Raw genomic sequence first — 21,834 nt, 5'->3', positions numbered from 1 at the left:
CCTCCAGCGCGGGGTCATCCTGCCCTCCTGATCATGTGCAGCGAGGCCGGACGGGCGGGGGCGGCGTGCGGTGCCGGTGCGATCAGGCCGTGGACCTCGGGCAGCACGATGTCGATCGCGCTCCCCTCGGGGATGCCGCGGCCTGCGGAACGTACCCGCAGGGAGCGTCGGCGCAGACGACCGGTGCCCTGGCCGAGCCCCTCCCAGGACTCCTCCTCGATGCGCATCCGGACGTCGGCCCGTCCGGAGGGATCGGCGGTGAGGACCAGGGTGTCGTGCGCACGGGCGCGGTCGGTGAGACTGCGCCGCAGCGACGGCGGGATCCGCAGACGCGGCCCGAGCACGAGCACCCCCACGCCGTCGACGAGTGCCGAGAGCACCTGCGGCAGCTGCGGCATCGCCTCGGTGTCGGTGGCAGTGACCAGGGCGAGACGCTCCGGGTCGAGGCCGGCGTCGTGGGCGGCACGCAGGCCCGCGTCGGGCAGACCCGCGAGCGCACACCAGCCGTCGTCCCCGCAGGCCGAGGCGGCCATCGCGAGCAGGAGCGAGACCGATCCCGCGCCGTCCACCGCGACCGTGCTGCCCGCGCGCAGGGACCCGTGCGGCACCAGCGGGGCGAGCGGCGGCGGCAGCGGCACGCGCGCAGAGGTCTCCGCCGGGGACGGGACCGAGACCGGCGCCGGGGCCGGGCCCGACCCCGGCGCCGCGCTCTCCTGACGGCCGGTGTCCGGGGTGGGACGCGTGCCCGGTCGGACCAGACCCGTCGGACCACCGAGACCACCGGAGAAGGCGGTGCGATCGATCCGGCTCCCGTGCCGGGCCGTGCTGCGCTCGGCGGCACCGAGAGCGGCGCGGGCCCGCGCGAGACGATCCGCGTGCGTCTCCCCCGGATCGCTCCGCTCGTGGCGCGCGTCCCGCGTCTTTCCCGGGTCGCTCCGCGTCTCCTGCGGCTCGTTCCGATCCGCCTCCGGCGCCGCTCCCCCGGGGAGTGCTCGCACATGCAGCGCTGTGCTCATGGTCCACCTCCTCCTTCCCGTGGATCCCGACCGATCGCGAGTCTCGAACAGACGTTCGAATCGTACGCCTCTAGCGCTCGAACGCCACCCCCGGCCGGGGTCGTGCAGCCTTCGCCTGCCGACGGTCGGGAAGTCTCCGTCAGGGGTCGGACATCTCAACTGCGGTGATGCGAGGACGGAAGAGCGAAACGTGATGCACATCACAATAGAACGTACGTTCGAACTATGGTGCTCCGGACCACCGTGGTGTTCGATGGAGACATGGACACAGCAGGCGCGATGGGGCGCTCGGAGGAGCCCGGTGGGGGCGATGGCCGCTCACGTGCGACCACCCTCGCGCGCTCCGTCGTCCTGCGCGCCGCCGCGACCGACGACGGCCGGGCCGAAGCCGTCCTCGCGACGCCGGCGCCGCACTCCGATCCCGATCTGCAGGAGATCGCGAGCGCTCTCGGCGAGCTCGCCGTTGCCCCGGATGCCCCCTTCGGACCCCATGAGGGAGACCTCGGTGCGGCCGAGCTCTCCGGGATCCTCGCCGACATCGCTGCCCTCCGCTCCGCTCTCGGCGCGATCGAAATCCGCGTGGGCGACGCTCTCGACGAATGCCTGCGCGCACAGGACGTCCAGCAGGGAGTTCCCGAGCGGGACCGGGGGCGACGTACCGCGAGCGAGATCCGCATGGCCTCTCGCATCTCCCCGGGACGGGCCTCGGGGCGGCTGCGGTCAGGTCGTCGTCTCGTGCACGACATGCCGCAGGTGTTCGGCGCCCTCGCACAGGGGCGCTTGACGGAGGCCGCGGCGCACGCCATCGGCCGCAGCAGCGGGCCGCTCGACGTCGACCAGCGGCGCGAGATGGACAGCATCATCGTCTCGCGGATACCCGATCTCGACGGCGCTTCCTCGACCCGCTGGGGTCAGGAGGTCACTGCGCTCGTCCAGCAGATCGATCCCGGCAATAGTCAGCGACGGCACGTGGTCGCCGCCCGCGAGCGCAGCGTCACCGTGACGCCCGGTGCCCACGGGATGGGGGACGTCCACGCGCACCTGAGCGCCCTCGACTGCGCGGCGATCCGCCGCAAGCTCTCCCTCGAGGCCGAGGCGCAGGTGGTCGCGGGCGACCCTCGCACCCATCAGCAGATCATGGCCGACCTGTTCGCCGACACCCTGCTGGGTCGGGAGGAGGGTATGGATCCTGTGCATCTGGACGTCGGGCTCGTCCTGACCGAGCGCACCCTGTTCGCCCCCGAGCACGGGGATCCCGCGATGATCGAGGGGTACGGGACGGTCCCACCGGGCGTCGCCCGGGAGGCGATCACCGAACGACTCCCCCGCCACCGGAGCCGGAAGGCGACGAGCGAAGCAGCGGCATCGGACGAGCCCGACACCGTCTTCGATGAGCAGTCCAGGCTCGTGCTGCGTCGGCTGTTCACCCACCCCACCAGTGGCGAGCTGGTGGCGGCCGAATCGCGCGCCCGGGCCTTCCCGCGCGGTCTCGCCCGCATGATCTCCCTGCGCGACGCCACCTGCGCGGGCCCGTACTGCTCGGCGGGGATCCGCCAGATCGACCACATCCGTCCCCACTCCCGTGGGGGTGCCACCACCTTCGACGACGGCCAGGGTCTGTGCGCGTACTGCAACGGCACCAAGGAGCTCCTGGGCACCGCCGAACGGGTCGGTGAGACGTCCGAGCCGCACCTGGTGCATTGGACGTCGCGTCTCGGGCGCACGGCGCGCCTCGCTCCTGCCCCGATCGTCGGCCTGCCGATGGACAGCCGCCCATCGGTGGGCAAGGCGCCGCCAGGGCCACCCCCGCTACCTGCGCCACCACGGGAGAACCGGCCACGGATCCGCATCATCGATCCGGACGAGCTGCCGCCGATCCAGGACGCTCCCGATCCCTTGGGAGAGGACTGCTTCCCGCCGCCCGACAGTGACGTGTTCCTCGAGGAACGACTCGGGCTCATCCCGCTCTCGCACCTGCCGACCGCGGCTGACCTGGATGACCTCTGCCCGTGCTCGCGCGAGGACATCCCCTGTGCACGATGCGCACGGGAGGCCGCGCAGCACTGCGGGGCCTGAACCGTGCGGTGCGGCTCGGCCGGGGTCGACGAAGCCCGGGACGCCGAACGCCGTGGCCGCACGCTGCCCCACCCACGGGTCACGTCATCAATCCTGTTGCCCGCACCACCGCCGAATGGGAGTCTCCCGGGATGAGCACCTACGACGAGACTCGACGTGCCTGGGAGGAGGCCTCCCGCAAGCATGTGCGCGAGTACACCCAGCTCCTGGACGAGGCCCGCACCGCCCAGCTGGCACCGATCGAGACCTCGCTCCTCGCGCCATTCGTCGAGGGGGCCGAGGTCCTCCATCCGCAGTCGGGTCACGGCATCGACGACCATGCGCTCCTGCGTCTCGGAGCGCGACATGTGACGGGCCTGGACTACAGTCCGACGGCCGTGGGTGCCGCGCAGCGCCGGGCCGATGAGCTCGCAGCGTCCTGCACCTACGAGACGGCGGAGCTGCCGACCACGGGGCGTCCCGATGAGTCCGCGGACCTCGTCTACACGGGCAAGGGCGCGCTGATCTGGCTGGTCGACCTGAACGCCTGGGCGCGGGAGATGCATCGGGTGCTGAGGCCCGGCGGACACCTGTTCGTCCTCGAGGCGCATCCGCTCGTCCCCCTGTGGGACTGGGACGCCGACGAGGCCCGGGTCCGCCCCGACCGTGGGTACTTCGCGCCCACCCACGTCAACGACACGTTCCCGGCACGCGGGGCGACAGAGCACCAGCGCACCCTCGCACAGACGGTGATGTCGATCCTTGGCGCCGGCTTCGAGCTGCTCCATCTGGCCGAGCACGCCGAGCCGTTCTGGCGACCCGACGACGCGATGCCTGCCGCGGCCTGGGACGGGCGGTTGCCGATCACGTTCAGCCTGCTCGCCCGCCGTCCGTCCTGACGGAGTGGCGGCAGGCCGGGCGGGCGGCACTCGGCCGGGGCACTCAACCGATCGGTTCCGGCATGATCTCGACGTCATAGCCCAGCGACATGGTGCGATCCAGCACGGGGTCGTGCATCTCCAGGTCCCAGCGTCGACCGAACTGGTCGACGTCCGGGAGCATGATCGGCGTCCCCGAGAGCAGAACGGTCCCGGGCTTCAGCAGGTCCAGGTCGCGGAGCTTCTCGATCCACGCATCCGGTGTCATCAGCGCACCCAGGGCGGCGTCCTGGATCATGGAACGCTCCTCCCCGACCGTCACCCATGCGCGGACCCTGATCTCGTCGAGGTGCTCGCGGATCTCGTCGAGGGGCCAGGCCTCCGCGGCGAGGACGTCGGGAGAGGCGTTCTTCGACCAGGCGACGCCATGGACCTCGAGCGCGCGGTCGGTATGGTCGCACGCGAGGGTCAGGAAGAACCTCTCCCCGTCGTGGAGGAGCGCCCACTCGGCCTCGCCGGACGTGCGGGAATGCTGGACGGTGACGGTGTCGGTCTGCTGGGCCAGGTAGGGCGAGACCGGGTACATGGCCGGAGTGGTCGCAGGTCCGAGGATGCCGAGCTGGGCGAGCTCCTCAATGTGCGCGCGCACCTCGCCCTGGTCGCGTCCGGCGTACCCGGCGTTCAGCAGCTGGGCCACCTCGAGGCGCACGAAGTCGCCGTTGGGCAGGGAGAACTGGAGTGGTGTCATGGGCTCTGCTCCTGGTGTCGACGGTCTGGATCGACGGCCTTGATCCGTGATGTATGCGTACTGTATACAGTTCCCCAGCGCTCGGTACAGCCCACATTCCAGGAGGAACCCATGGGTGATCAGCACGTCGGCACCGCCGACGACGGCACGGGGCGCGCGGGCGCCTCTCAGCCCCCGGTCGACAGGAAGAGCCTCTACAAGGCCTTCGCGGCCGCTCTGTCGGGAACGACGATGGAGTGGTACGACTTCGCGGTCTATTCCGCGGCCTCCGCGCTGGTGCTCGGCACGCTGTTCTTCCCGTCGGAGGACCCCTACGTCGCCACCATCTCGGCCTTCTCGACCTATGCGGTCGGATACGTCTCCCGTCCCATCGGCGGCGTGGTCTTCGGACGTCTGGGCGACATCATCGGACGCAAGCGGGTGCTCGTCATCACCCTGCTCATGATCGGGATCGCGACGTTCCTCATCGGCATCCTCCCCACCTACCAGCACATCGGGACCACCGCCGCCGTGCTGCTGGTGGCCCTGCGCTTCATCCAGGGAGTGGGCGTCGGCGGCGAATGGGGCGGTGCCGTCCTGCTCTCGAGCGAATACGGCGACCCCCATCGCCGCGGCTTCTGGGCCTCGGCCGCCCAGGTCGGCCCGCCCCTCGGGAACCTGCTCGCCAACGGCATCCTCGCGATCCTCACCGTCTCCATGAGCGCGGACAGCTTCCTGTCGTGGGGATGGCGCGTCGCCTTCCTGTTCTCCGCCGTGCTGGTCGCCTTCGGGCTCTGGATCCGTCTGAAGCTCGAGGACACCCCGGTGTTCCACGCGCTGCAGGAGTCGGGCGACCGCTCCGAGAAGCCGCTGAGCGACGTGCTCACGACACAGGGGCGCCAGCTCCTCTCGGCGGTGCTCGCACGACTCGGCCCCGATGTCTTCTACTCGCTCTACACCGTCTTCATCATCAGCTACGGGGTGCAGCACCTGGAGATGGAGCGCTCCCAGGTGCTGGTGTCCGTGCTGATCGGATCCGGACTCCAGGTGGCCTGGATCCCGCTGGCGGGCTGGGCCTCCGACCTCGTCAACCGTCGGCTGCTCTATGCGATCGGTGCGATCGGCGCCGCGGTGTGGAGCTTCGTGCTGTTCGCCGTCGTCCAGCCGGGGTCCGTCGGCCTGCTCATCGTCTGCATCGCCGTGGCCGGGATCCTCCACTCGGTCATGTACGGCCCGCAGGCGGCGTACGTCATCGAGCAGTTCCACCCCCGCCTCCGCTACACCGGGGCCTCCCTCGCGTACACGATCGCCGGTGTCTTCGGCGGCGCGCTCGCGCCGTTGATGTTCACCCTCGTGGCCGGTCCCGAGGGGCGGGGCGCATTCGTCGCCCTCTACGTCGCCGTGGCCTGCACGCTGACGCTCATCGGGCTCGCCCTGGGCCGGAACTCGGCCCCGCAGGAGGATCTGGACTACATCGGCGCCGATCAGAGCGAGGCGGCGCAGTCGTGACGGTGGCGCGTCGCCCCGTCTCCTCGACCCGCGGGCCGACGCTTCCCGGCACCGCTCACGTCAGCAGGAGGACGTCCCTCGTGGTCTTCAGGTGCTGGACGATGCTGCGCTCGGCCGCCGCGAGATCCCGCCCGGCGAGCGCCTCGAGGATCTGCTGATGCTCCTCGCAGACCTGCTCCCGGCGGTTGGGCATCCGGAAGATCGCCTCGGTGCCGACCATGAGCTGACGCGTCCGGATCGCTTCGTAGGCCTCGATCATGTACTCGTTCTCGGTCGACCTGACCATCGTGAGGTGGAAGTCGCCGTCGAGCGCGATGAACGCCTTGGAGCTCGCCATGTCGGAGTCCTGCTTGAGCTCCTCCTGCTGCGCGACCAGGGTCTGCATGATCCCGAGGGGGACGGCGCCGGCCGCGATCGTGAGGTCGGCGGCCCTGACCTCGATCAGCTCCCGGAAGGCGAACAGCTGACGGATCTGCGAGGTCGTCAGAGCGGGGACCATGGCTCCCCGATGCGGGACCAGCTCGATGAGACCTCGCGCGTTCAGCAGCAGCATGGCCTCGCGCACCGGCGTGCGCGAGATCCCGAGCTGGGTCGCGATGTCCTGCTCGCTGAGGAAGGTTCCGGCATTCGACGGGTCCGTCAGCACGACCTGCAGCAGATGCTGGTACGCGGCGTCCCTGCCGCTGAGCTTCCGAGAAGACATACAGCTTGTATACGACATGCAGGGCTCGCGGACAAGACCGCACCGTGAGCAGGAGGAACGAGAGGACCATCGGATGAGGATCGCACTGGCTCAGATCGGCAGCACGCCCTCGGTCGAGGACAACCTCGACCGCATCGCCGAGCACGTGGAGCGCGCGGCACGGGAGCACGCCGAGATCGTGGTGCTCCCCGAGGCCTCGCTGGTCGCGTTCGACGGGGACGTCGCCGGCTTCGCCGCCCACGGTGCGCCCCGTGCCCACCGCCGGATCGCGGAGATGTCCGCACGGTTCGGGATCACCGTCGTCGTCGGGTCCTTCGAGCAGGCGCCGGACGGGCGCATCCTGAACACCCTCGTCGTCGCCTCCCCCGAGGGCGGGTGGACGAGCTACCACAAGATCCACCTCTACGACGCGTTCGGGTACTCCGAGTCGGACTCGATCGCGCCGGGCGACGAGCCCGTCACCCTCGCCGTCGGCGAGGTCCGTCTGGGTCTGTCCATCTGCTACGACGTGCGCTTCCCGGAGCTCTACCGACGCCTGGCGACGCAGGACGCACAGGTGCAGATCGTCGCGGCGTCGTGGGGCGACGGTCCGGGGAAGGCCGCCCAGTGGGATCTGTTGACCAGGGCTCGCGCGCTGGACACGGGATCATGGGTGATCGCTGCTGATCAGGCCGTGCGCGATACCGCGACCGAGGGGACGACCGGGGCTCACCCCCTCGGCGTGGGGCACTCCGGCATCGTCCGACCCGACGGCACCGATCTCGTCCGCTTCGGGAGCCTCCCCGAGATGCGGGTGATCGACATCGACGTGGAGGACTCCGCACGGGTGCGCGCGGGGATCGCCGTGCTGGACAACGCCAGGCTGTGAGGCGACGGGCGTCGCGGCGTCAGGTGCCGAGGTGTGACGGCTGGTCGGCACCCGGTCGACGGGTACGACGCCCGATCACCGGATGCCCGACGCCGCTCTCCGCTGCCAGAACACCACCGCGCTCGCGGCGGCGACGTTCAGCGAGTCCACCTGACCGCTCATCGGGATCACCACGTGCTGATCGACGGCCTGGAGCGTCGCGTGCGCGAGCCCGTGGCCCTCGGCCCCCAGCACGAAGGCGACCTTCCGCCCCGGTGACAGATCCACCTGGTCGAGCGCCACGGCCCCGTCGCTGAGCGCGAGGGCGAGCACGTCGAAGCCCGCGTCGTGCAGCAGGTCGACGCCGTCGTGCGCGGTCTCCTCGCCCGGTGGATGGTGGGCATGCGGCCACGCGCCCAGTCGTGTCCACGGCACCTGGAACACCGTGCCCATCGAGACCCGGATCGAGCGGCGGTACAGCGGGTCCGCGCACTGGGGCGTGACGAGGACGGCGTCCACGTCCAGCGCTGCGGCCGAACGGAACATCGCGCCCACGTTCGTGTGGTCGACGATGTTCTCGAGCACGGCGACGGTCCGCGCCCCCTCGAGCAGCTCGCTCGCCGCGGGCATCTCCGGTCGCTGCATCGCGGCCAGTGCGCCGCGGTGCAGGTGGAACCCCGTCAGGGACTCGAGCAGCGACTCCTCCCCCACGAACACCGGGACGTCGGGGAAGCGGGTGAACAGCGGCGCGAACTGCTCCACCCACTTCTGGGACATCAGGAACGATCGCGGGGCGCAGCCGGAGTCCATCGCGCGCTGGATGACGTTGAAGCTCTCGGCCATGAACAGGCCGCGCTGGACCTCCATGCTCGAGCGCAGTCGCACGTCCGTCATCCGCAGGTAGTCGTCCAACCGCGGATCGACGAGCTCGCTGATCCGGACGATCTGCTCGTCCGCTGCTCTCACGGGGTCAGTCCAGCTGCACGGCGCGTGCGCTGAAGCGCTCGCCGTGCTGCTCGACCACCAGCGGCAGCCCGAAGGTGCGGGTGAGGTTCTGGGAGGTCAGCGTCTCCTGGATGGGGCCGGCCGCCACAGCCGTGCCCTCGCGCAGCAGCAGGGCGTGGGTGTAGCCCGGCGGGATCTCCTCGACGTGGTGGGTGACCAGGACGGTCACCGGCGTCGCCGGGTCCTTCGCGAGCCGGGCCAGGTTGCGCACCAGCTCCTCGCGGCCGCCGAGGTCCAGACCCGAGGCGGGCTCGTCCAGGAGCAGCAGCTCGGGATCCGTCATCAGGGCGCGGGCTGAGAGCACACGCTTGCGCTCACCCGTCGACAGGGTGCCGAAAGCGCGGTCGGCGAGGTCCAGCACGCCGAACGCGTCCAGCAGCGTGCGTGCGCGGTCCAGATCCATGTCGTCGTACTCCTCGCGCCAGCGGCCGACGACCCCGTAGCCGGCGGTGACGACGACGTCCAGCGCCGTCTCGTGGCCCGGGACGGAATCGGCGAGCTCCTGGCTGGCGAGCCCGATCAGCGGACGCAGCTCGAAGATGTCGACGCGGCCGAGGCGCTCGGAGAACAGCTCCACGCTCCCCGAGGTCGGGTGCATGCGCGCCGCCAGCAGACGGATCATGGTCGACTTGCCCGCGCCGTTCGGCCCGAGGACGACCCAGCGCTCCCCCTCGCCGATCCCCACGGAGAGTCCGTCCAGCAGATTCCGCCCGGCTCGGCGGACGACGACATCGTTCAGTGCAGCAGCCTCGGACATGGTCCAGAGCCTATCGGCTCGGATGGCGGCTTCCGACGAGAAACCGCCCGCGACGCGCCGCTCGCACCACCCGCGATGCGAGGGTCACTGCCGCGGGACGGTCGCGTGGTGGCGCGCGCCACAGGGTAAGGTGCCGCGCGTCGTCATCCCCCCACCCCACGCGAAGGAGCGTCCCATGCCAGCCCCGTCCCCCACCCAGGCCGCCGGCCCGGACGCCCCGCGCAGGACCCGACGCGTCAGTCCGCACCTGCTGTACATCCTGGTGATCATCGCGGTGCTCGCGGGCATCGCCTTCGGCCTGATCGCGCCCGACACCGCCGCGGGGTTCAAGGTCCTCGGTGACCTGTTCGTGAACCTGATCAAGATGATGATCGCCCCGATCATCTTCTGCACCATCGTGCTCGGGATCGGCTCGGTGCGCAGCGCGGCGACCGTCGGCCGCATCGGCATCCTCGCCCTCGTCTACTTCCTGATCATGTCGACCTTCGCCCTGGCCATCGGACTGGTCGTCGGCAACATCCTGAAGCCGGGGCAGGGCCTGACCATCCCCGACGGCGGCAGCACGGTCGAGCAGTACGTCGACGAGGCCGAGGCCGCGGGCGGCCTCATGGACTTCATCGGATCGATCATCCCCAAGACCATGGTCAGCTCCCTGACCGACGGCTCCGTGCTGCAGGCGCTGCTGATCGCCCTGCTCGTCGGCTTCGCCGTGCAGGGGATCGGCGGGCGCACCGCCGACGTCGCCCTCGAGGGGATCGAGGTCGCCCGCCGCATCGTCTTCCGAGTGCTGATGATGGTGCTGTGGCTCGCGCCGATCGGCGCGTTCGGTGCGATGGCGGCCGTCGTCGGCGCCTCCGGCATCGGCGCGGTGTGGGAGCTGATCAAGCTGATGATCGGCTTCTACATCACCTGCATCCTGTTCGTGGTCGGCGTGCTCGGGATCATCCTCTACGCCGTCGCTCGCGTGAACGTCTTCCAGCTCCTGAAGTACCTGATCAAGGAGATCATCCTGATCATCGCGACCAGCTCCTCGGAGTCGGCGCTGCCGCTGCTGATGGCCAAGATGGAGCACCTCGGCGTCAAGAAGTCGACGGTCGGCATCGTGGTGCCCACCGGCTACTCCTTCAACCTCGACGGCACCGCGATCTACCTGACCATGGCCGCGATCTTCGTCTCCGACGCGATGAGGATGCCGATGACGATCCCTCAGCAGATCGGCCTCCTCGTGTTCATGATCGTCGCCTCGAAGGGCGCCGCGGGCGTCTCCGGAGCGGGACTCGCGACCCTCGCCGGAGGGCTCGCCGCGCATCGTTCGGACCTGCTGCCGGGCGTCGGCATCATCATCGGCATCGACCGCTTCATGTCCGAGGCCCGCGCCATCACGAACTTCGCGGGCAACGCCATCGCGACCGTCGTCATCGGCACCATGACCCGGACCATCGACCGCGACCGCGCCCGCGAGGTGCTCTCGGGGAACCTCCCCTTCGTCTCCGCCGACGCGATCGACGGCGACGGGACCGATGCAGCCGGGACCGATGGGGCCGGGACCGATGGAGCCGGGACAGATGCGGCCGGAGCCGAGCACGCCGGGACGTCCGTCGGCGCCGCCGGGACGTCCGACGGGTCCACGGCGCACGGCCACGACGCGGCCGACAGCGACGCCCCGACCCGAGGGTTCTGAGCCGCAGGCTGCTCGTAGACTGGGCGGGATCGGTCCACCGGGTACCGGTCCCGCCCGACGCGTCCCAGGAGGATCCCGTGCCGCACCGTCCGCTCTCGCTGCGCGCGCCCCGCGGGTCCGTCGCCGCCTCCGAGATCGGCGCGGCGATCGACGATCTGCTCGCCGACGTCGCGCAGGACGCGGAGCTGAGCGTCGAGTTCCCTCCCGAGGTCCTGGCAGCGGCCGAGGCGTCCGCGGGCACCTGGTCCCAGGGCGCGACCGCGCACGAGGACCTCCGGGAGATGCCCTTCGTGACCCTGGATCCGGAGAGCTCGACCGACCTCGACCAGGCGATGCACCTCGAGCGCACCGAGCAGGGCTTCCGCGTCCGCTACGCGATCGCCGACGTCCCGCTCTTCGTCGAGCTCGAGGGCGCGGTCGACCAGGAGGCGCGTCGACGCGGCGAGACGGTCTACCTCCCCGACCGTCGGATCCCCCTGCATCCGACGTCGATCTCGGAGGGTGCCGCCTCGCTGCTGCCCGACCAGGACGCTCCCGCCTTCGTCTGGGAGCTCTCCCTGGACCCGCGCGGCGCGGTCACCGACACCCACCTCGGGCGCGCCCTGGTCCGTTCCCGCGAGAAGCTCGCCTACGACAGGGTCCAGGACGACCTCGACGCGGGACGCGGCCACCCGATGATGCTCCTGCTGCAGGAGATCGGCGCGCTGCGCACCCAGCAGGAGGCCGAGCGCGGGGGCGCGAGCCTGAACATCCCCGAGCAGGAGGTCGATCAGGACGGGGAGCACGTGCGCCTCGCCTGGCGCAGCATCCGACCCATCGAGGACGCCAACGCCCAGATCTCCCTGATGACCGGGATGGCCGCGGCCTCGCTCATGATCCGCGGCGGCGTCGGCATCCTGCGCACGATGCCACCTGCCCCCGCCGAGAACGTCGAGCGCTTCCGTCGCCAGTGCGAGGCGCTCGGCGTGAGCTGGCCGGAGGGCCTGGAGTACGGGGCGTTCCTGCGCACCCTGGACTGGCGCGATCCGCGTCATCTGGCGCTGTTGAACCAGGCGGCCTCCCTGTTCCGCGGCGCCGGGTACGTCGCCTTCACGAACAGCGGACAGATCCCCGAGGATCCGACGCAGGCAGCCCTCGGCGCTCCCTATTCCCACGCGACCGCTCCACTGCGCCGGCTCGTGGACCGCTTCGTCCTGCTGACCTGTCTGCACCTCTCCCGCGGCGAGGAGATCCCCGAGCAGCTCGCCGAGGCCCTCCCTCTGCTGCCGGAGATCATGCAGTCCACGACCTCGCGCGCCGGCTCCCTGGAGCGCCGGGCCGTCGAGATCGTGGAGCGCACGGCGCTGGCCGCGATGGGCGGCGTGGTCCTCGAGGGCACCGTGATCGACCGCCGCGGCGGGAGCGACGAGCAGCCCGTCCGTGTCGAGGTCCAGGTGCTCGATCCGCCCGTGACGGCCTGGGTCGAGGCCGATCACGAGCTCGGCGACGTGATCCGGGTCCGCCCGGACCCCGCGGGCGGCTCCGGATCCGCACCCCGTTTCGTCCTCGCGGAGGCCTCATGAGCTCGCTGCCCGAGCCGGACGACACCGGCGCTCACCCCGGTCCCGACGCGATCGCCCTCCCCCGGGCGGCCGCCCTGGTGCTGTGGAGCGCCGCCTACCTGCGCGGGGACATCGGGCCGGACGACGCCGCGGTGCTCGCCCAGGGCAGCGGCCACCGGCAGGTCGGCGGCGGCGGGGAGGACCTGTTCGACTGGATGACGGCCCTGCGCAGGCTCCCCCTCGCGCAGGTCCATCTGGTGCTGCCGGCCCCCGGGCGGATCACCGGTCTGGTCGGCCCGCCCGAGGCCGTCGCCTCCGCGCTCGAGTCCGAGCAGGCGGTCGTGGTCAGCGCCGCGGGGATGGCCGAGCACACCCTGGTCCCGATCGCCGAGGCACTGGGGCCCGACGGCACCCGGGGCACCCTGGTCTCCTGGCGTCGCATCGCCGCGCGCGGCGGGGCGCCCGCTCCCGTCCGAGCCTTCGGCGGTGCACGGGAGACGTTCCTGCGAGCCCTGCAGCAGGCCGCCTCGGGGACGCTGGAGCTGGACCTCGTGCCCGAGGAGGCGATCCCTCTGCAGGCGCTCCCGGCGACCTGGACCTCGGTCCCGCTCCCCCGCCACGTCGGGGCCCCGGCCGAGCACCTCCTGACCCTCGCCGCGCGCACGCTCCTGCTCGCCGATCAGGAGCTCTGGACCGGTTCCGAGCACACCCACGCCCTCAGCGAGGACACCGAGCGGCGCGAGGTCCTGCACACCCTGCGCGACGAGGCGCGCGAGGCGATCATGGAGACGGTCGGGCTGATCATCTCCGACGAGCTCGGCTGAGCGTCCTCCTGACCGGCCTCCGCCCCGCCTCTCAGGCCCGTGCCGCGTGCTCCCTCAGCACCGTCTCGTAGACCTCGAGGGTGCGCTCGGCGATCGACGTCCACGAGAAGTGGTCCGCTGCCCGCTGCCGGGACGCCTCCCCCATGCGCCGGGCGCGCTCCGGGTCGCTGACCATGTCGGTGAGCGTCGCGGCGAGGTCCGAGACGAAGCGGTCGGGATGCGTCGGGGCGCCGGTGCCGTCGGAGACCTGGTCGATCGGCACCAGCAGTCCGGTCTCCCCGTCGACGACGACCTCGGGGATCCCGCCCGTCGCGCTCGCGACCACCGGGATGCCGCAGGCCATCGCCTCGAGGTTCACGATCCCGAGCGGCTCGTAGATGCTCGGGCACACGAAGGTGGTCGCGTGGGTGAGGATCTGCGTGAGCTCGCCGCGGGGCAGCATCTCGGAGATCAGGTGCACACCCTCGCGGGTCTGCTGCAGCTGCTGGACCAGCCCGTCGACCTCGGCGGCGATCTCCGGGGTGTCCGGGGCGCCGGCGCACAGCACCACCTGCACCTCCGGCGGCAGCTCCCGCACGGCACGCAGGAAGTACGGCAGGCCCTTCTGGCGGGTGATCCGGCCGACGAACACGACCGTCGGCGCCTCGGGGTCGATCCCGCGGCTCGTGAGCGCATCGGTCGCCGGGTTCGGGGCCCAGGTGTCGATGTCGATGCCGTTGTGCACCACGTGGACCCGCGCGGGGTCGACGCCCGGGTAGGAGCGCAGGATGTCCTCGCGCATCCCCGCGGAGACCGCGATGATCCCGGCTGCGCCCTCGTAGGCGGTGCGCTCGGCGAAGGAGCTCAGCGCGTAGCCGCCGCCCAGCTGCTCGGCCTTCCACGGCCGCAGCGGCTCGAGGGAGTGGGCGCTCAGCACGTGCGGCACCCCGTGCAGCAGGGAGGCGATGTGGCCGGCGAAGTTGGCGTACCAGGTGTGGGAGTGCACCAGGTCCGCGCCTGCGCAGTCGGCGGCCATCGGCAGGTCCGTGCCCAGGGTCTGCAGGGCGGAGTTCGCGCCGTCCAGATCCGCGGGTGCCCGGTAGGCGGTGGTGTCCGCCTCCTCGCGCGGGGCCCCGAAGCATCTCGCCTGCACCTCGATGTGCGCGCGCAGCACCCGGGTCAGCTCCGCGACGTGCACCCCCGCTCCCCCGTAGATCTCCGGCGGGTACTCCTTGGTCAGCAGGTCGACGCGCATCCGGTCCTCCTGATCGGGCGCGGACGAGGGCCGACGGGGTCGTCCGTCGGGCCGTCCGCGCGGTGTTGGCGGGGTGGGCGTGGGCGGGTGTGTGAGAGCCCCCACAAGGGCATTATGCTCAATCCATGTCCTCCGTGCTCGCCATCGTCCTCGCAGGCGGTGAGGGGAAGCGGCTGATGCCGCTGACCCTCGATCGCGCCAAGCCCGCAGTGCCCTTCGGCGGCATCTACCGGCTGATCGACTTCGCGCTGTCGAACATCGTGAACTCCGGCTACCTCCGCATCGTCGTGCTCACCCAGTACAAGTCCCATTCGCTGGACAAGCACATCGCCTCGACGTGGCGGATGAGCTCCCTGCTGGGCAACTACGTCGCCCCCGTGCCCGCCCAGCAGCGCATGGGCAAGCACTGGTACCTGGGCAGCGCGGACGCGATCTACCAGTCGCTCAACCTGATCGAGGAGGAGAAGCCGGACTACGTCGTCGTGGTGGGCGCGGACCACGTCTACCGCATGGACTTCTCCCAGATGGTCGACGCGCACATCGCCTCGGGCAAGGCCTGCACGGTGGCGGCGATCCGGCAGGACATCGAGGAGTCCGACCAGTTCGGCGTGATCGAGACCGAGCCGTCCTCCCCCGAGGTGATCTCGCGCTTCGTGGAGAAGCCGAAGCAGACCGCGGGTCTCGCCGACGACCCCACCCAGGTGCTCGCCTCGATGGGCAACTACGTGTTCACGGCCGACGCCCTGGTCGAGGCCGTGACGAAGGACGCGAACGATCCCGATTCCGCGCACGACATGGGCGGCGACATCGTCCCGTACTTCGTGGACCAGGGCGAGGCCGGCGTCTACGACTTCATCCGCAACGACGTGCCCGGGTCCTCGGACCGTGACCGGGACTACTGGCGGGACGTCGGCACCCTGGACGCGTTCTACGCCGCCCACATGGACCTGATCTCGATCCATCCCGTGTTCAACCTCTACAACGAGAAGTGGCCGACCTTCGCCGGGGTGCGCAACGTGCCGCCGGCCAAGTTCGTCCACGCCGGGCCCGGACGCGTCGGCTCGGCGGTCGATTCGATCGTCTCGCCCGGCGTCGTCGTCTCCGGCGCGCAGGTCTCCAACTCGGTGCTCTCGCCCGACGTCCGCCTGCACTCGTGGTCGGGGGTCTCGGACTCGGTGCTGATGGACAACGTCTCGGTGGGCAGGCACTGTCAGGTCCATCGCGCGATCATCGACAAGAATGTGGTGATCCCGCCGCGCACCCAGATCGGTCTGGACGCCGAGAAGGACCGGGCGCGCGGCTTCCATGTGACCGAGTCCGGCCTGACCGTCATCGGGAAGGGCACCGTCATCGAGCCCTCCTGATCGCTGCGCCGGGCCCGGTGGGCCGGGAGCCGCCCGCAGCGGGCGGACCGCACCGCGACCGCGACCGTGAGGACCTCATGACCCACCCCACACCCGACGCCGCACCGCGTGCGCTGCTCGTCAGCGACGTCGACTCGACCTTCCTCACCCAGGAGGTCATCGAGCTGATCGCCGACCACGCCGGCACCCGCGAGCAGGTCGAGGCGGTCACGACCCGCGCCATGCGCGGTGAGCTGGACTTCGCGGAGTCGTTGCGAGAGAGGGTCGCTACCCTCGCCGGGCTCGACGCCTCGGTCCTCTCCCGGGTGCGGGAGGCACTGGTGCCGACGCCCGGCGCCCTCGAGCTGTTCGCCCGCGCTCGTGAAGCAGGGGTCCTCACCGCACTGGTCTCCGGCGGCTTCCACGAGGCGATCGACGAGCTCGCTGCGCGCGCGGGCGTCGATCACGTGCTGGCCAACCGGCTCGAGACCGCCGATGGACGACTCACGGGCCGGGTCGAGGGACCGGTCGTCGACGCCGCGACGAAGGAGCGCACCCTGCGAGAGCTGGCAGAACGGCACGGGATCCCCCGCTCCCGGACGCTGGCCGTGGGCGACGGGGCGAACGACGCCCTGATGGTGCAGGCCGCCGGCGTGGGCATCGCCTTCCGGGCGAAGCCCGCGCTCGCCGAGGTCGCCGACGTGCGGATCCAGGAGCCCGACCTGATGGAGGTCTGGCCCCACCTCGAGCGTCTGCTGGGGTGAGCGCGGCGCGGGCCGCAGGGGTCCGCGGACCCCTCAGCCCTCAGCTGCGCACGACGGTGTGCAGCGTGAGGTCGTCCTCCCCGAGGTCCTCCCAGTGCGGAAGGGACCCGGTGAGGACGCACAGGGCTCCCGTGGGCAGACCGATGCGGGCCTGAGCCACCGACGAGGGATCGGAGTCGTCCCCTGACAGGGCCGTGGTGAGCGAGGACATCGTCGGCTCGTGGCCGATGACCATCACGACCCGCTCGGAGTCCTCGGTCTCGTGCACGAGGTCCAGGACCTCCATCGGCCCGCCCTCGTAGATCTCGGACCGGTAGCGCACGCTGCCGTCGAAGCCGGGCATCGCGGAGAGCACGGATTCCCAGGTCTGCCGGGTCCGTTCCGCATCGGAGACGAGCACCCGCGTGGGGCGCACGCCCTGTGCCTCGAGGTACTCGCCGATCATCCGCGCCTGGGTGCTGCCGCGCTCGGTCAGGTCCCGCTCTCGGTCCGGGTCCTGCGCGCTGTCCGCCTTGCCGTGGCGCATCAGCAGCAGGAGTCGACTGTCGGGGTCGGAGGGCATCGGGTCGTCTCACGCCTTCTGTGGTCGGTGTCCGGCGTCGCGATGGGCAGGCGTGCCGGACGCACGGGATCTGCGGGTCTCAGTGTCCCATGCCGAGACCGCCGTCGACAGGCAGGACGGCGCCGGAGATGTAGGCGGCGTCGTCGCTCGCGAGGAAGGCGACGACGCGCGCGACCTCGGACGGCTCGGCGAAGCGTGCCGCCGGGATCTGTCCGAGGTAGCTCTTCTGCAGGTCCTCCGGCAGCGCGTCGGTCATGTCCGTCGCGATGTACCCGGGGGCGACGACGTTCGCGGTGATCCCTCGCGACCCCAGCTCCCGGGTGATCGAGCGGGCGATGCCGAGCAGCCCCGCCTTCGAGGCGGCGTAGTTGACCTGCCCCGGGGAGCCCAGCTGGCCGACCACCGAGCTGATCAGGACGATCCGCCCCTTCTTCTTGCGCATCATCGACTTGATGACCCGCTTGACCGTCCGGAAGGACCCGGTGAGGTTGGTGTCGATGACCTTCTCGAAGGACTCGTCGCTCATGCGCAGCAGCAGCTGGTCGTCCGTGACCCCGGCGTTGGCCACCAGCACCTCGATGGGGCCGTGGGCCGCCTCCGCCTCCTTCACCGCCGCGTCGAGGGACGCGCCGTCGGTGATGTCGGCCGTCAGTGTGAGGGTTCCCTCGGGGCCGTCCTGCCCGGAGCGGGAGGTGATGGCCACCTGGTCCCCGCGGCGCACGAACTCCTCCGCGATCGCGCGGCCGATGCCGCGGTTCGCGCCGGTGACGAGGACGCTGCGGGGCTGGGGGGTCTCGGCGGACATGCGGGGGTGCTCCTTCGATGCGGGGAGGGCGGCTCGCGGGGCGCGGGTGCGCGCCCGGCACGGGCGGTGCCGTGGATCTACGGTGCTCTAGCATACGTAGGGACAGGTGCTCGGGACACCGCGGTGAGCGACCCGGGCGGCGGCACGCTCCTCCCCCACCGGAAGGTCCCTCCTCGATGGCTTACCGCTTCAATCCGCCGCCGAACTGGCCGATCGACGAGCCCGGGTGGACCCCTCCGCCGGGGTGGCAGCCCGATCCCTCCTGGGGACCTGCCCCCGAGGGATGGAACTTCTGGGTCCCGGAAGAAGAGGACGAAGAGCCCGCGGCGCAGTCCCCGGCACCCGGGGCGGAGCCGCCGCTCCCCACCGGCGACGAGGAAGATCACCCTCGCAGCACCGGGGCGTCCACGCCTGCCGACGAGGCCGGATCGTCACGGACCTCGGCACCGCAGATGGGGTACGGGTACTCCGCCGACGACCAGGGCGGGCATGCCTCGGGTGGTTCGAGCGCCCCCGCCCCGCTCCCGGGGCAGTCCTCCGCGGATGGTGCCCAGGGCCCCGCCGGGAACGGGGGATGGTCGAATGCGCCGAACGCGGAGCAGAAGCCGCCCAAGGGCATCGTCGCGAGATTCTGGTGGATCGGCTGCATCGTCCTGGCCTTCCTCGCGGCTCTGCTGCTGATCGTCGGCATCGTCATCGCCACCACCGTCGCGAAGCGCTCGGACGATGCCACCGCCGCACCGCCCTCGGGTGAGGCGTCCACCCGCACCCAGGACGCGACGACCGAGACGGCGGACGAGGACGACGCGGAGAAGACCGTGACCCCCTCCGACCTGCCGACCGTGGCCGCCTCCGGCACGGAGCAGGACGTCGTGGGCCCCGACGGCAAGGGCACCATGACGGTGTCGATGGAATGGAAGTCGGCCAAGGATCTCGACACCAGCTACGAGATCGAGGACAGCGCGTACGGCGAGTTCCTGGTGGTGACCGCGAAGCTCGAGGTCACCGACGGGACGATGAGCATGGGCCCCGGCAACTTCGACGTCGAGACGCCGTACGGCGGCCAGGTCTCCTACGACTCCGACACCTTCGCCCTGAAGGGCGCGGGCCAGGACGTGAACGCGCCCCGGGACTTCTCAGCCGGTGAGGAGTACACCGAGAGCATGATCTACGAAGTGAAGCGAGCGGGCGGCAACAAGCTGGCCTTCGACTCCTACTCCGACGAGTACACCTGGGATGTCGCCAAGTGACCTCGTCCTTCAATCCCCCTCCCCACTGGCCGGAGCCCCCCGAGGAGGGCTGGGCCCCGCCGCAGGGCTGGCAGCCCGATCCTCGCTGGGGGCGTGTGCCCGCGGGGTGGAGGGTCTGGATGCAGGGCGCGCGCTCGCACGGCACGAGCGATGCGCCCCTGCTGGACTCCGAGGACGTCCCCGCGAGCGGCGCACGCGTTCGACGCCGCGTCGAGAAATACCCCGTCAGCGTCATGAACCCGGGGATCTGGTCCGACAACCAGCTCGAGCACGAGGACTACGGCTTCCCCGAGCCGGCGCCCCGGCGTGCTCGCCCCCGCCTGCGCCTGGGGCTGACCATCGCGGCGACCGCGGTCGGGCTGCTGCTCGCCGCCGCCACGGCCGTGGTCTTCGTCCGCCTGACGTCGTACGCGGAGGACTCGCTGCCCGCCGAGTCGCTGGCGCCCGCCGCTGCGGAGGTCGCGACCACGGTATGAGAACGGCCCTGCTCATCATCCGGCGTCTGGTCAGCCGTGACGGAGCGACCATGCTGCTCGCTGCGATCCTGGCCGCGGCCCTCTGCGTGGGCCTGGGCTTCTGGCAGTGGCACCGCTTCGAGACCAAGAGGGACAACGCCCGGCTGGTCGAGACCAACATGACGGCGGACCCGGTCGCCCTCCCCCGCGTGCTGCCCGACACGGATTCGCACCTGGCCGGTGCGGACGAGTGGAAGCAGGTCGAGCTGCGCGGGCAGTACTGCACCGACCCGGACTGCGTGCTGTACGTGCGCAATCGGCCCTCGGACAGCTCGGTGGGGTTCTGGCAGCTGGTGCCGTTCACGACCGACCAGGGCACACTGCTGGTCGTGCGCGGCTGGGTGGACGTGGCCGAGTCGAGCTCCGTCCCGGCGACGAAACCCCCGGTCCCCCACGGCACGACCACGGCGGTGGTCCGCATGCGCGATGCGGAGCCCGTGCTCAAGGGCCGCACGAATCCGCCGGGGCAGGTGCAGACCGTCACCCCCTCTGTGGTCGCCGGGCAGCTGCCCGACCTCGACGGCCCGCTCTACACGGGCGCCTACGGTGAGCTTGCCTCCGAGAGCCCCGCGGCCTCCCCGATGCCGGCTTCGCTCGAGGGGCCGGACACGAGCCTCGGCCCGCACCTGTCCTACGCGGTGCAGTGGTGGCTGTTCGCGGCCTTCTTCCCCGTCGCCGTGGTGGTCCGCACCCGCCGCCAGATCCTGGACGAGGCCGCCGAGAGCGACAGCGCCCCCGGCGTCGAGGCCGAGCACGGCACCGCTCAGGGCATCGAGGCCGGTGACGGCGGTGGGCATCCGGCCGGGTCCGAGGGCGAGCAGGAGGCAGGGCGCCCCGCGGCGCCGAGCGACCGTGATCCGCGCCGAGGTCAGGGCGGTCGCACCGCACGCCGAGGCACGTCGCACGAGGCACGCCCCTCGCGCAGACGCTCGAAGGACGAGGAGGAAGAGGATGAGCTCCTGGAGCACCGACAGCACTGAGAACCCCGGCCGGTTCCTGCCGGGCAGACGCCCGCGCAGGATCGCCCACCGCGGGCTCGCCCTCGACGGTGCGGAGAACACGCTGCGCGCCTTCGCCGACGCCCTCGCCGCCGGGGCGGACATGCTCGAGACCGACACCCGGGCCAGCGCGGACGGCATCGCCCTGGCCGTCCACGACGAGGACCTGCGTCGGATCTCGGGCGATCCTCGCCGCATCGCGGACCTGCGGGAGAAGGACCTCGAGGACGTGCTCGTCGCCGGCGTCGAGCCGCTCGCCCGGCTCGAGGACGTGCTGGGTGAGTTCACCTCGTGTCCGGTCAACATCGATGTGAAGGACGAGGCGGCGATCACCCCGGCGGTCGAGGCGATCGCGCGCACCTGCTCCGCCGACCGCGTCTGCGTGACGAGCTTCCGGGGGTCCGTCGCCTCCCGTACCGCCCGTGCGGTCGCCGCGAGAACGGGTGTCACGCCGATGCGCAGTCCGTCCCGCGAGGTCCTCGTGGGATTCCTGGGGGCTCGGCTGCTCGAGCTGCCGGACCCGGTCGTGCGGCTGCTCCTCAGCCGTTTCGGTGCCCTGCAGGTCCCCGTCTCCCATGCGGGGATCCCCATCGTGACCGCGGCCAACGTCGCCGCAGCGCACCGCGCTGGCTGCGAGGTCCAGGTGTGGACCATCGACGACCCGGAGGAGATGCGAGGGCTGCTCGAGCTCGGGGTCGACGGCATCATCACCAATCGTGTCGACCTGCTCAGCGCGCTGCTCGAGGGACGCGGAGAGGCCGGACCGGTCGCCGGTGACCCGCTGCGGGCCACTCCCCCTCCCTCCCCGCCCGTGACGTGA

General features: G+C 71.3%; 21 protein-coding genes. 13 read left to right on the top strand and 8 right to left on the bottom strand.

Going from position 1 to position 21,834, the window contains the following annotated elements; all coding sequences use genetic code 11:
- Nucleotides 1–14: 14 nt before the first annotated feature.
- Nucleotides 15–1,016 carry a hypothetical protein gene (locus DEO23_RS10920; protein ID WP_205678951.1) on the bottom strand — a complete coding sequence of 334 codons (1,002 nt, stop codon included), beginning with the start codon at nt 1,014–1,016 and terminating at the stop codon, nt 15–17.
- Nucleotides 1,017–1,277: 261 nt separating this feature from the next.
- On the opposite strand from DEO23_RS10920, the gene DEO23_RS10915 reads away from it, so the two are divergent.
- The gene (locus DEO23_RS10915) at nt 1,278–3,092 is read left to right on the top strand and encodes an HNH endonuclease signature motif containing protein (RefSeq protein ID WP_165831808.1); all 1,815 of its coding nucleotides are present in this window, start codon (nt 1,278–1,280) and stop codon (nt 3,090–3,092) included.
- 131 nt (nt 3,093–3,223) lie between these two features.
- On the top strand, nt 3,224–3,970 hold the full coding sequence (locus DEO23_RS10910; RefSeq protein ID WP_109276069.1) for a methyltransferase domain-containing protein: 747 nt from the start codon (nt 3,224–3,226) through the stop codon (nt 3,968–3,970).
- Nucleotides 3,971–4,013: 43 nt separating this feature from the next.
- Here the strand turns inward: DEO23_RS10910 and DEO23_RS10905 are convergent, their stop codons facing one another.
- A complete protein-coding gene (locus DEO23_RS10905) occupies nt 4,014–4,697 on the bottom strand; it encodes a DUF2848 domain-containing protein (protein WP_109276068.1) in 684 nt (227 codons plus the stop codon).
- 111 nt (nt 4,698–4,808) lie between these two features.
- On the opposite strand from DEO23_RS10905, the gene DEO23_RS10900 reads away from it, so the two are divergent.
- Nucleotides 4,809–6,185 (top strand): MFS transporter, encoded by a 1,377-nt coding sequence (locus DEO23_RS10900; RefSeq protein WP_109276067.1) that lies wholly within the window; start codon nt 4,809–4,811, stop codon nt 6,183–6,185.
- A gap of 55 nt (nt 6,186–6,240) precedes the next feature.
- Here the strand turns inward: DEO23_RS10900 and DEO23_RS10895 are convergent, their stop codons facing one another.
- Nucleotides 6,241–6,888 carry a GntR family transcriptional regulator gene (locus tag DEO23_RS10895; protein ID WP_165831807.1) on the bottom strand — a complete coding sequence of 216 codons (648 nt, stop codon included), beginning with the start codon at nt 6,886–6,888 and terminating at the stop codon, nt 6,241–6,243.
- 73 nt (nt 6,889–6,961) lie between these two features.
- Between DEO23_RS10895 and DEO23_RS10890 the strand changes: the two genes are divergently transcribed.
- On the top strand, nt 6,962–7,756 hold the full coding sequence (locus DEO23_RS10890) for a nitrilase-related carbon-nitrogen hydrolase (RefSeq protein WP_109276065.1): 795 nt from the start codon (nt 6,962–6,964) through the stop codon (nt 7,754–7,756).
- Nucleotides 7,757–7,831: 75 nt separating this feature from the next.
- On the opposite strand, the gene DEO23_RS10885 is transcribed toward DEO23_RS10890, so the two are convergent.
- On the bottom strand, nt 7,832–8,629 hold the full coding sequence (locus tag DEO23_RS10885; protein WP_109276278.1) for a TrmH family RNA methyltransferase: 798 nt from the start codon (nt 8,627–8,629) through the stop codon (nt 7,832–7,834).
- A 76-nt stretch (nt 8,630–8,705) separates the two neighbouring features.
- Entirely contained in the window at nt 8,706–9,497 is a 792-nt protein-coding gene (locus DEO23_RS10880; RefSeq protein ID WP_109276064.1) for an ABC transporter ATP-binding protein, read from the bottom strand.
- A 175-nt stretch (nt 9,498–9,672) separates the two neighbouring features.
- Between DEO23_RS10880 and DEO23_RS10875 the strand changes: the two genes are divergently transcribed.
- The 3 genes from DEO23_RS10875 (at nt 9,673) to DEO23_RS10865 (ending at nt 13,543) form a co-directional block, all read left to right on the top strand.
- The gene (locus tag DEO23_RS10875; RefSeq protein ID WP_109276063.1) at nt 9,673–11,178 is read left to right on the top strand and encodes a cation:dicarboxylate symporter family transporter; all 1,506 of its coding nucleotides are present in this window, start codon (nt 9,673–9,675) and stop codon (nt 11,176–11,178) included.
- Between the two features lie 77 nt (nt 11,179–11,255).
- Entirely contained in the window at nt 11,256–12,740 is a 1,485-nt protein-coding gene (locus tag DEO23_RS10870) for a ribonuclease catalytic domain-containing protein (RefSeq protein WP_109276062.1), read from the top strand.
- Nucleotides 12,737–13,543 carry a hypothetical protein gene (locus DEO23_RS10865; RefSeq protein WP_109276061.1) on the top strand — a complete coding sequence of 269 codons (807 nt, stop codon included), beginning with the start codon at nt 12,737–12,739 and terminating at the stop codon, nt 13,541–13,543. Before DEO23_RS10870 ends, DEO23_RS10865 begins: the two co-directional genes overlap by 4 nt.
- Nucleotides 13,544–13,574: 31 nt before the next feature.
- Here DEO23_RS10865 and glgA read toward each other — a convergent pair whose 3' ends face one another.
- Nucleotides 13,575–14,777, bottom strand: a complete 1,203-nt coding sequence (gene glgA / locus DEO23_RS10860; protein WP_109276060.1) for a glycogen synthase — start codon at nt 14,775–14,777, stop codon at nt 13,575–13,577.
- Between the two features lie 125 nt (nt 14,778–14,902).
- Here glgA and glgC point away from each other — a divergent pair, with 125 nt between their 5' ends.
- Together glgC and serB are read left to right on the top strand one after the other, a co-directional pair.
- Nucleotides 14,903–16,141, top strand: a complete 1,239-nt coding sequence (gene glgC / locus DEO23_RS10855; RefSeq protein ID WP_109276059.1) for a glucose-1-phosphate adenylyltransferase — start codon at nt 14,903–14,905, stop codon at nt 16,139–16,141.
- A 77-nt stretch (nt 16,142–16,218) separates the two neighbouring features.
- Nucleotides 16,219–16,884, top strand: coding sequence for a phosphoserine phosphatase SerB (gene serB / locus DEO23_RS10850; protein ID WP_109276058.1), 666 nt, complete (start codon nt 16,219–16,221; stop codon nt 16,882–16,884).
- A 40-nt stretch (nt 16,885–16,924) separates the two neighbouring features.
- Here the strand turns inward: serB and DEO23_RS10845 are convergent, their stop codons facing one another.
- Nucleotides 16,925–17,446 (bottom strand): SixA phosphatase family protein, encoded by a 522-nt coding sequence (locus DEO23_RS10845; protein WP_109276057.1) that lies wholly within the window; start codon nt 17,444–17,446, stop codon nt 16,925–16,927.
- 79 nt (nt 17,447–17,525) lie between these two features.
- Nucleotides 17,526–18,251, bottom strand: coding sequence for a beta-ketoacyl-ACP reductase (locus DEO23_RS10840; RefSeq protein ID WP_109276056.1), 726 nt, complete (start codon nt 18,249–18,251; stop codon nt 17,526–17,528).
- A 176-nt stretch (nt 18,252–18,427) separates the two neighbouring features.
- Here DEO23_RS10840 and DEO23_RS10835 point away from each other — a divergent pair, with 176 nt between their 5' ends.
- The 4 genes from DEO23_RS10835 to DEO23_RS10820 all read left to right on the top strand — a co-directional run bounded on the left by DEO23_RS10835 (nt 18,428) and on the right by DEO23_RS10820 (nt 21,834).
- Nucleotides 18,428–19,501, top strand: coding sequence for a hypothetical protein (locus DEO23_RS10835; RefSeq protein WP_109276055.1), 1,074 nt, complete (start codon nt 18,428–18,430; stop codon nt 19,499–19,501).
- A gap of 119 nt (nt 19,502–19,620) precedes the next feature.
- Complete coding sequence (locus DEO23_RS10830; RefSeq protein WP_240613359.1) at nt 19,621–19,977, top strand: hypothetical protein; 357 nt, start codon at nt 19,621–19,623, stop codon at nt 19,975–19,977.
- Nucleotides 19,974–20,996, top strand: a complete 1,023-nt coding sequence (locus DEO23_RS10825; RefSeq protein WP_109276053.1) for an SURF1 family cytochrome oxidase biogenesis protein — start codon at nt 19,974–19,976, stop codon at nt 20,994–20,996. The genes DEO23_RS10830 and DEO23_RS10825 overlap by 4 nt, the downstream gene beginning before the upstream one ends.
- Nucleotides 20,968–21,834 carry a glycerophosphodiester phosphodiesterase family protein gene (locus DEO23_RS10820; RefSeq protein WP_109276052.1) on the top strand — a complete coding sequence of 289 codons (867 nt, stop codon included), beginning with the start codon at nt 20,968–20,970 and terminating at the stop codon, nt 21,832–21,834. Before DEO23_RS10825 ends, DEO23_RS10820 begins: the two co-directional genes overlap by 29 nt.

Source organism: Brachybacterium endophyticum (genome assembly GCF_003130585.1).
Taxonomy (GTDB): Bacteria; Actinomycetota; Actinomycetes; order Actinomycetales; family Dermabacteraceae; genus Brachybacterium; species Brachybacterium endophyticum.
This window is presented reverse-complemented; position numbering and strand designations above follow the sequence as displayed.

Bases quoted from the DNA above. Each gene is read 5' to 3' on its own strand.
- DEO23_RS10920 (WP_205678951.1), bottom strand. From the start codon at position 1,016: ATGAGCACAGCGCTGCATGTGCGAGCACTCCCCGGGGGAGCGGCGCCG.
- DEO23_RS10915 (WP_165831808.1), top strand. From the start codon at position 1,278: ATGGACACAGCAGGCGCGATGGGGCGCTCGGAGGAGCCCGGTGGGGGC.
- DEO23_RS10910 (WP_109276069.1), top strand. From the start codon at position 3,224: ATGAGCACCTACGACGAGACTCGACGTGCCTGGGAGGAGGCCTCCCGC.
- DEO23_RS10905 (WP_109276068.1), bottom strand. From the start codon at position 4,697: ATGACACCACTCCAGTTCTCCCTGCCCAACGGCGACTTCGTGCGCCTC.
- DEO23_RS10900 (WP_109276067.1), top strand. From the start codon at position 4,809: ATGGGTGATCAGCACGTCGGCACCGCCGACGACGGCACGGGGCGCGCG.
- DEO23_RS10895 (WP_165831807.1), bottom strand. From the start codon at position 6,888: ATGTCTTCTCGGAAGCTCAGCGGCAGGGACGCCGCGTACCAGCATCTG.
- DEO23_RS10890 (WP_109276065.1), top strand. From the start codon at position 6,962: ATGAGGATCGCACTGGCTCAGATCGGCAGCACGCCCTCGGTCGAGGAC.
- DEO23_RS10885 (WP_109276278.1), bottom strand. From the start codon at position 8,629: ATGACGGACGTGCGACTGCGCTCGAGCATGGAGGTCCAGCGCGGCCTG.
- DEO23_RS10880 (WP_109276064.1), bottom strand. From the start codon at position 9,497: ATGTCCGAGGCTGCTGCACTGAACGATGTCGTCGTCCGCCGAGCCGGG.
- DEO23_RS10875 (WP_109276063.1), top strand. From the start codon at position 9,673: ATGCCAGCCCCGTCCCCCACCCAGGCCGCCGGCCCGGACGCCCCGCGC.
- DEO23_RS10865 (WP_109276061.1), top strand. From the start codon at position 12,737: ATGAGCTCGCTGCCCGAGCCGGACGACACCGGCGCTCACCCCGGTCCC.
- glgA (WP_109276060.1), bottom strand. From the start codon at position 14,777: ATGCGCGTCGACCTGCTGACCAAGGAGTACCCGCCGGAGATCTACGGG.
- glgC (WP_109276059.1), top strand. From the start codon at position 14,903: ATGTCCTCCGTGCTCGCCATCGTCCTCGCAGGCGGTGAGGGGAAGCGG.
- serB (WP_109276058.1), top strand. From the start codon at position 16,219: ATGACCCACCCCACACCCGACGCCGCACCGCGTGCGCTGCTCGTCAGC.
- DEO23_RS10845 (WP_109276057.1), bottom strand. From the start codon at position 17,446: ATGCCCTCCGACCCCGACAGTCGACTCCTGCTGCTGATGCGCCACGGC.
- DEO23_RS10840 (WP_109276056.1), bottom strand. From the start codon at position 18,251: ATGTCCGCCGAGACCCCCCAGCCCCGCAGCGTCCTCGTCACCGGCGCG.
- DEO23_RS10835 (WP_109276055.1), top strand. From the start codon at position 18,428: ATGGCTTACCGCTTCAATCCGCCGCCGAACTGGCCGATCGACGAGCCC.
- DEO23_RS10830 (WP_240613359.1), top strand. From the start codon at position 19,621: ATGCAGGGCGCGCGCTCGCACGGCACGAGCGATGCGCCCCTGCTGGAC.
- DEO23_RS10825 (WP_109276053.1), top strand. From the start codon at position 19,974: ATGAGAACGGCCCTGCTCATCATCCGGCGTCTGGTCAGCCGTGACGGA.
- DEO23_RS10820 (WP_109276052.1), top strand. From the start codon at position 20,968: ATGAGCTCCTGGAGCACCGACAGCACTGAGAACCCCGGCCGGTTCCTG.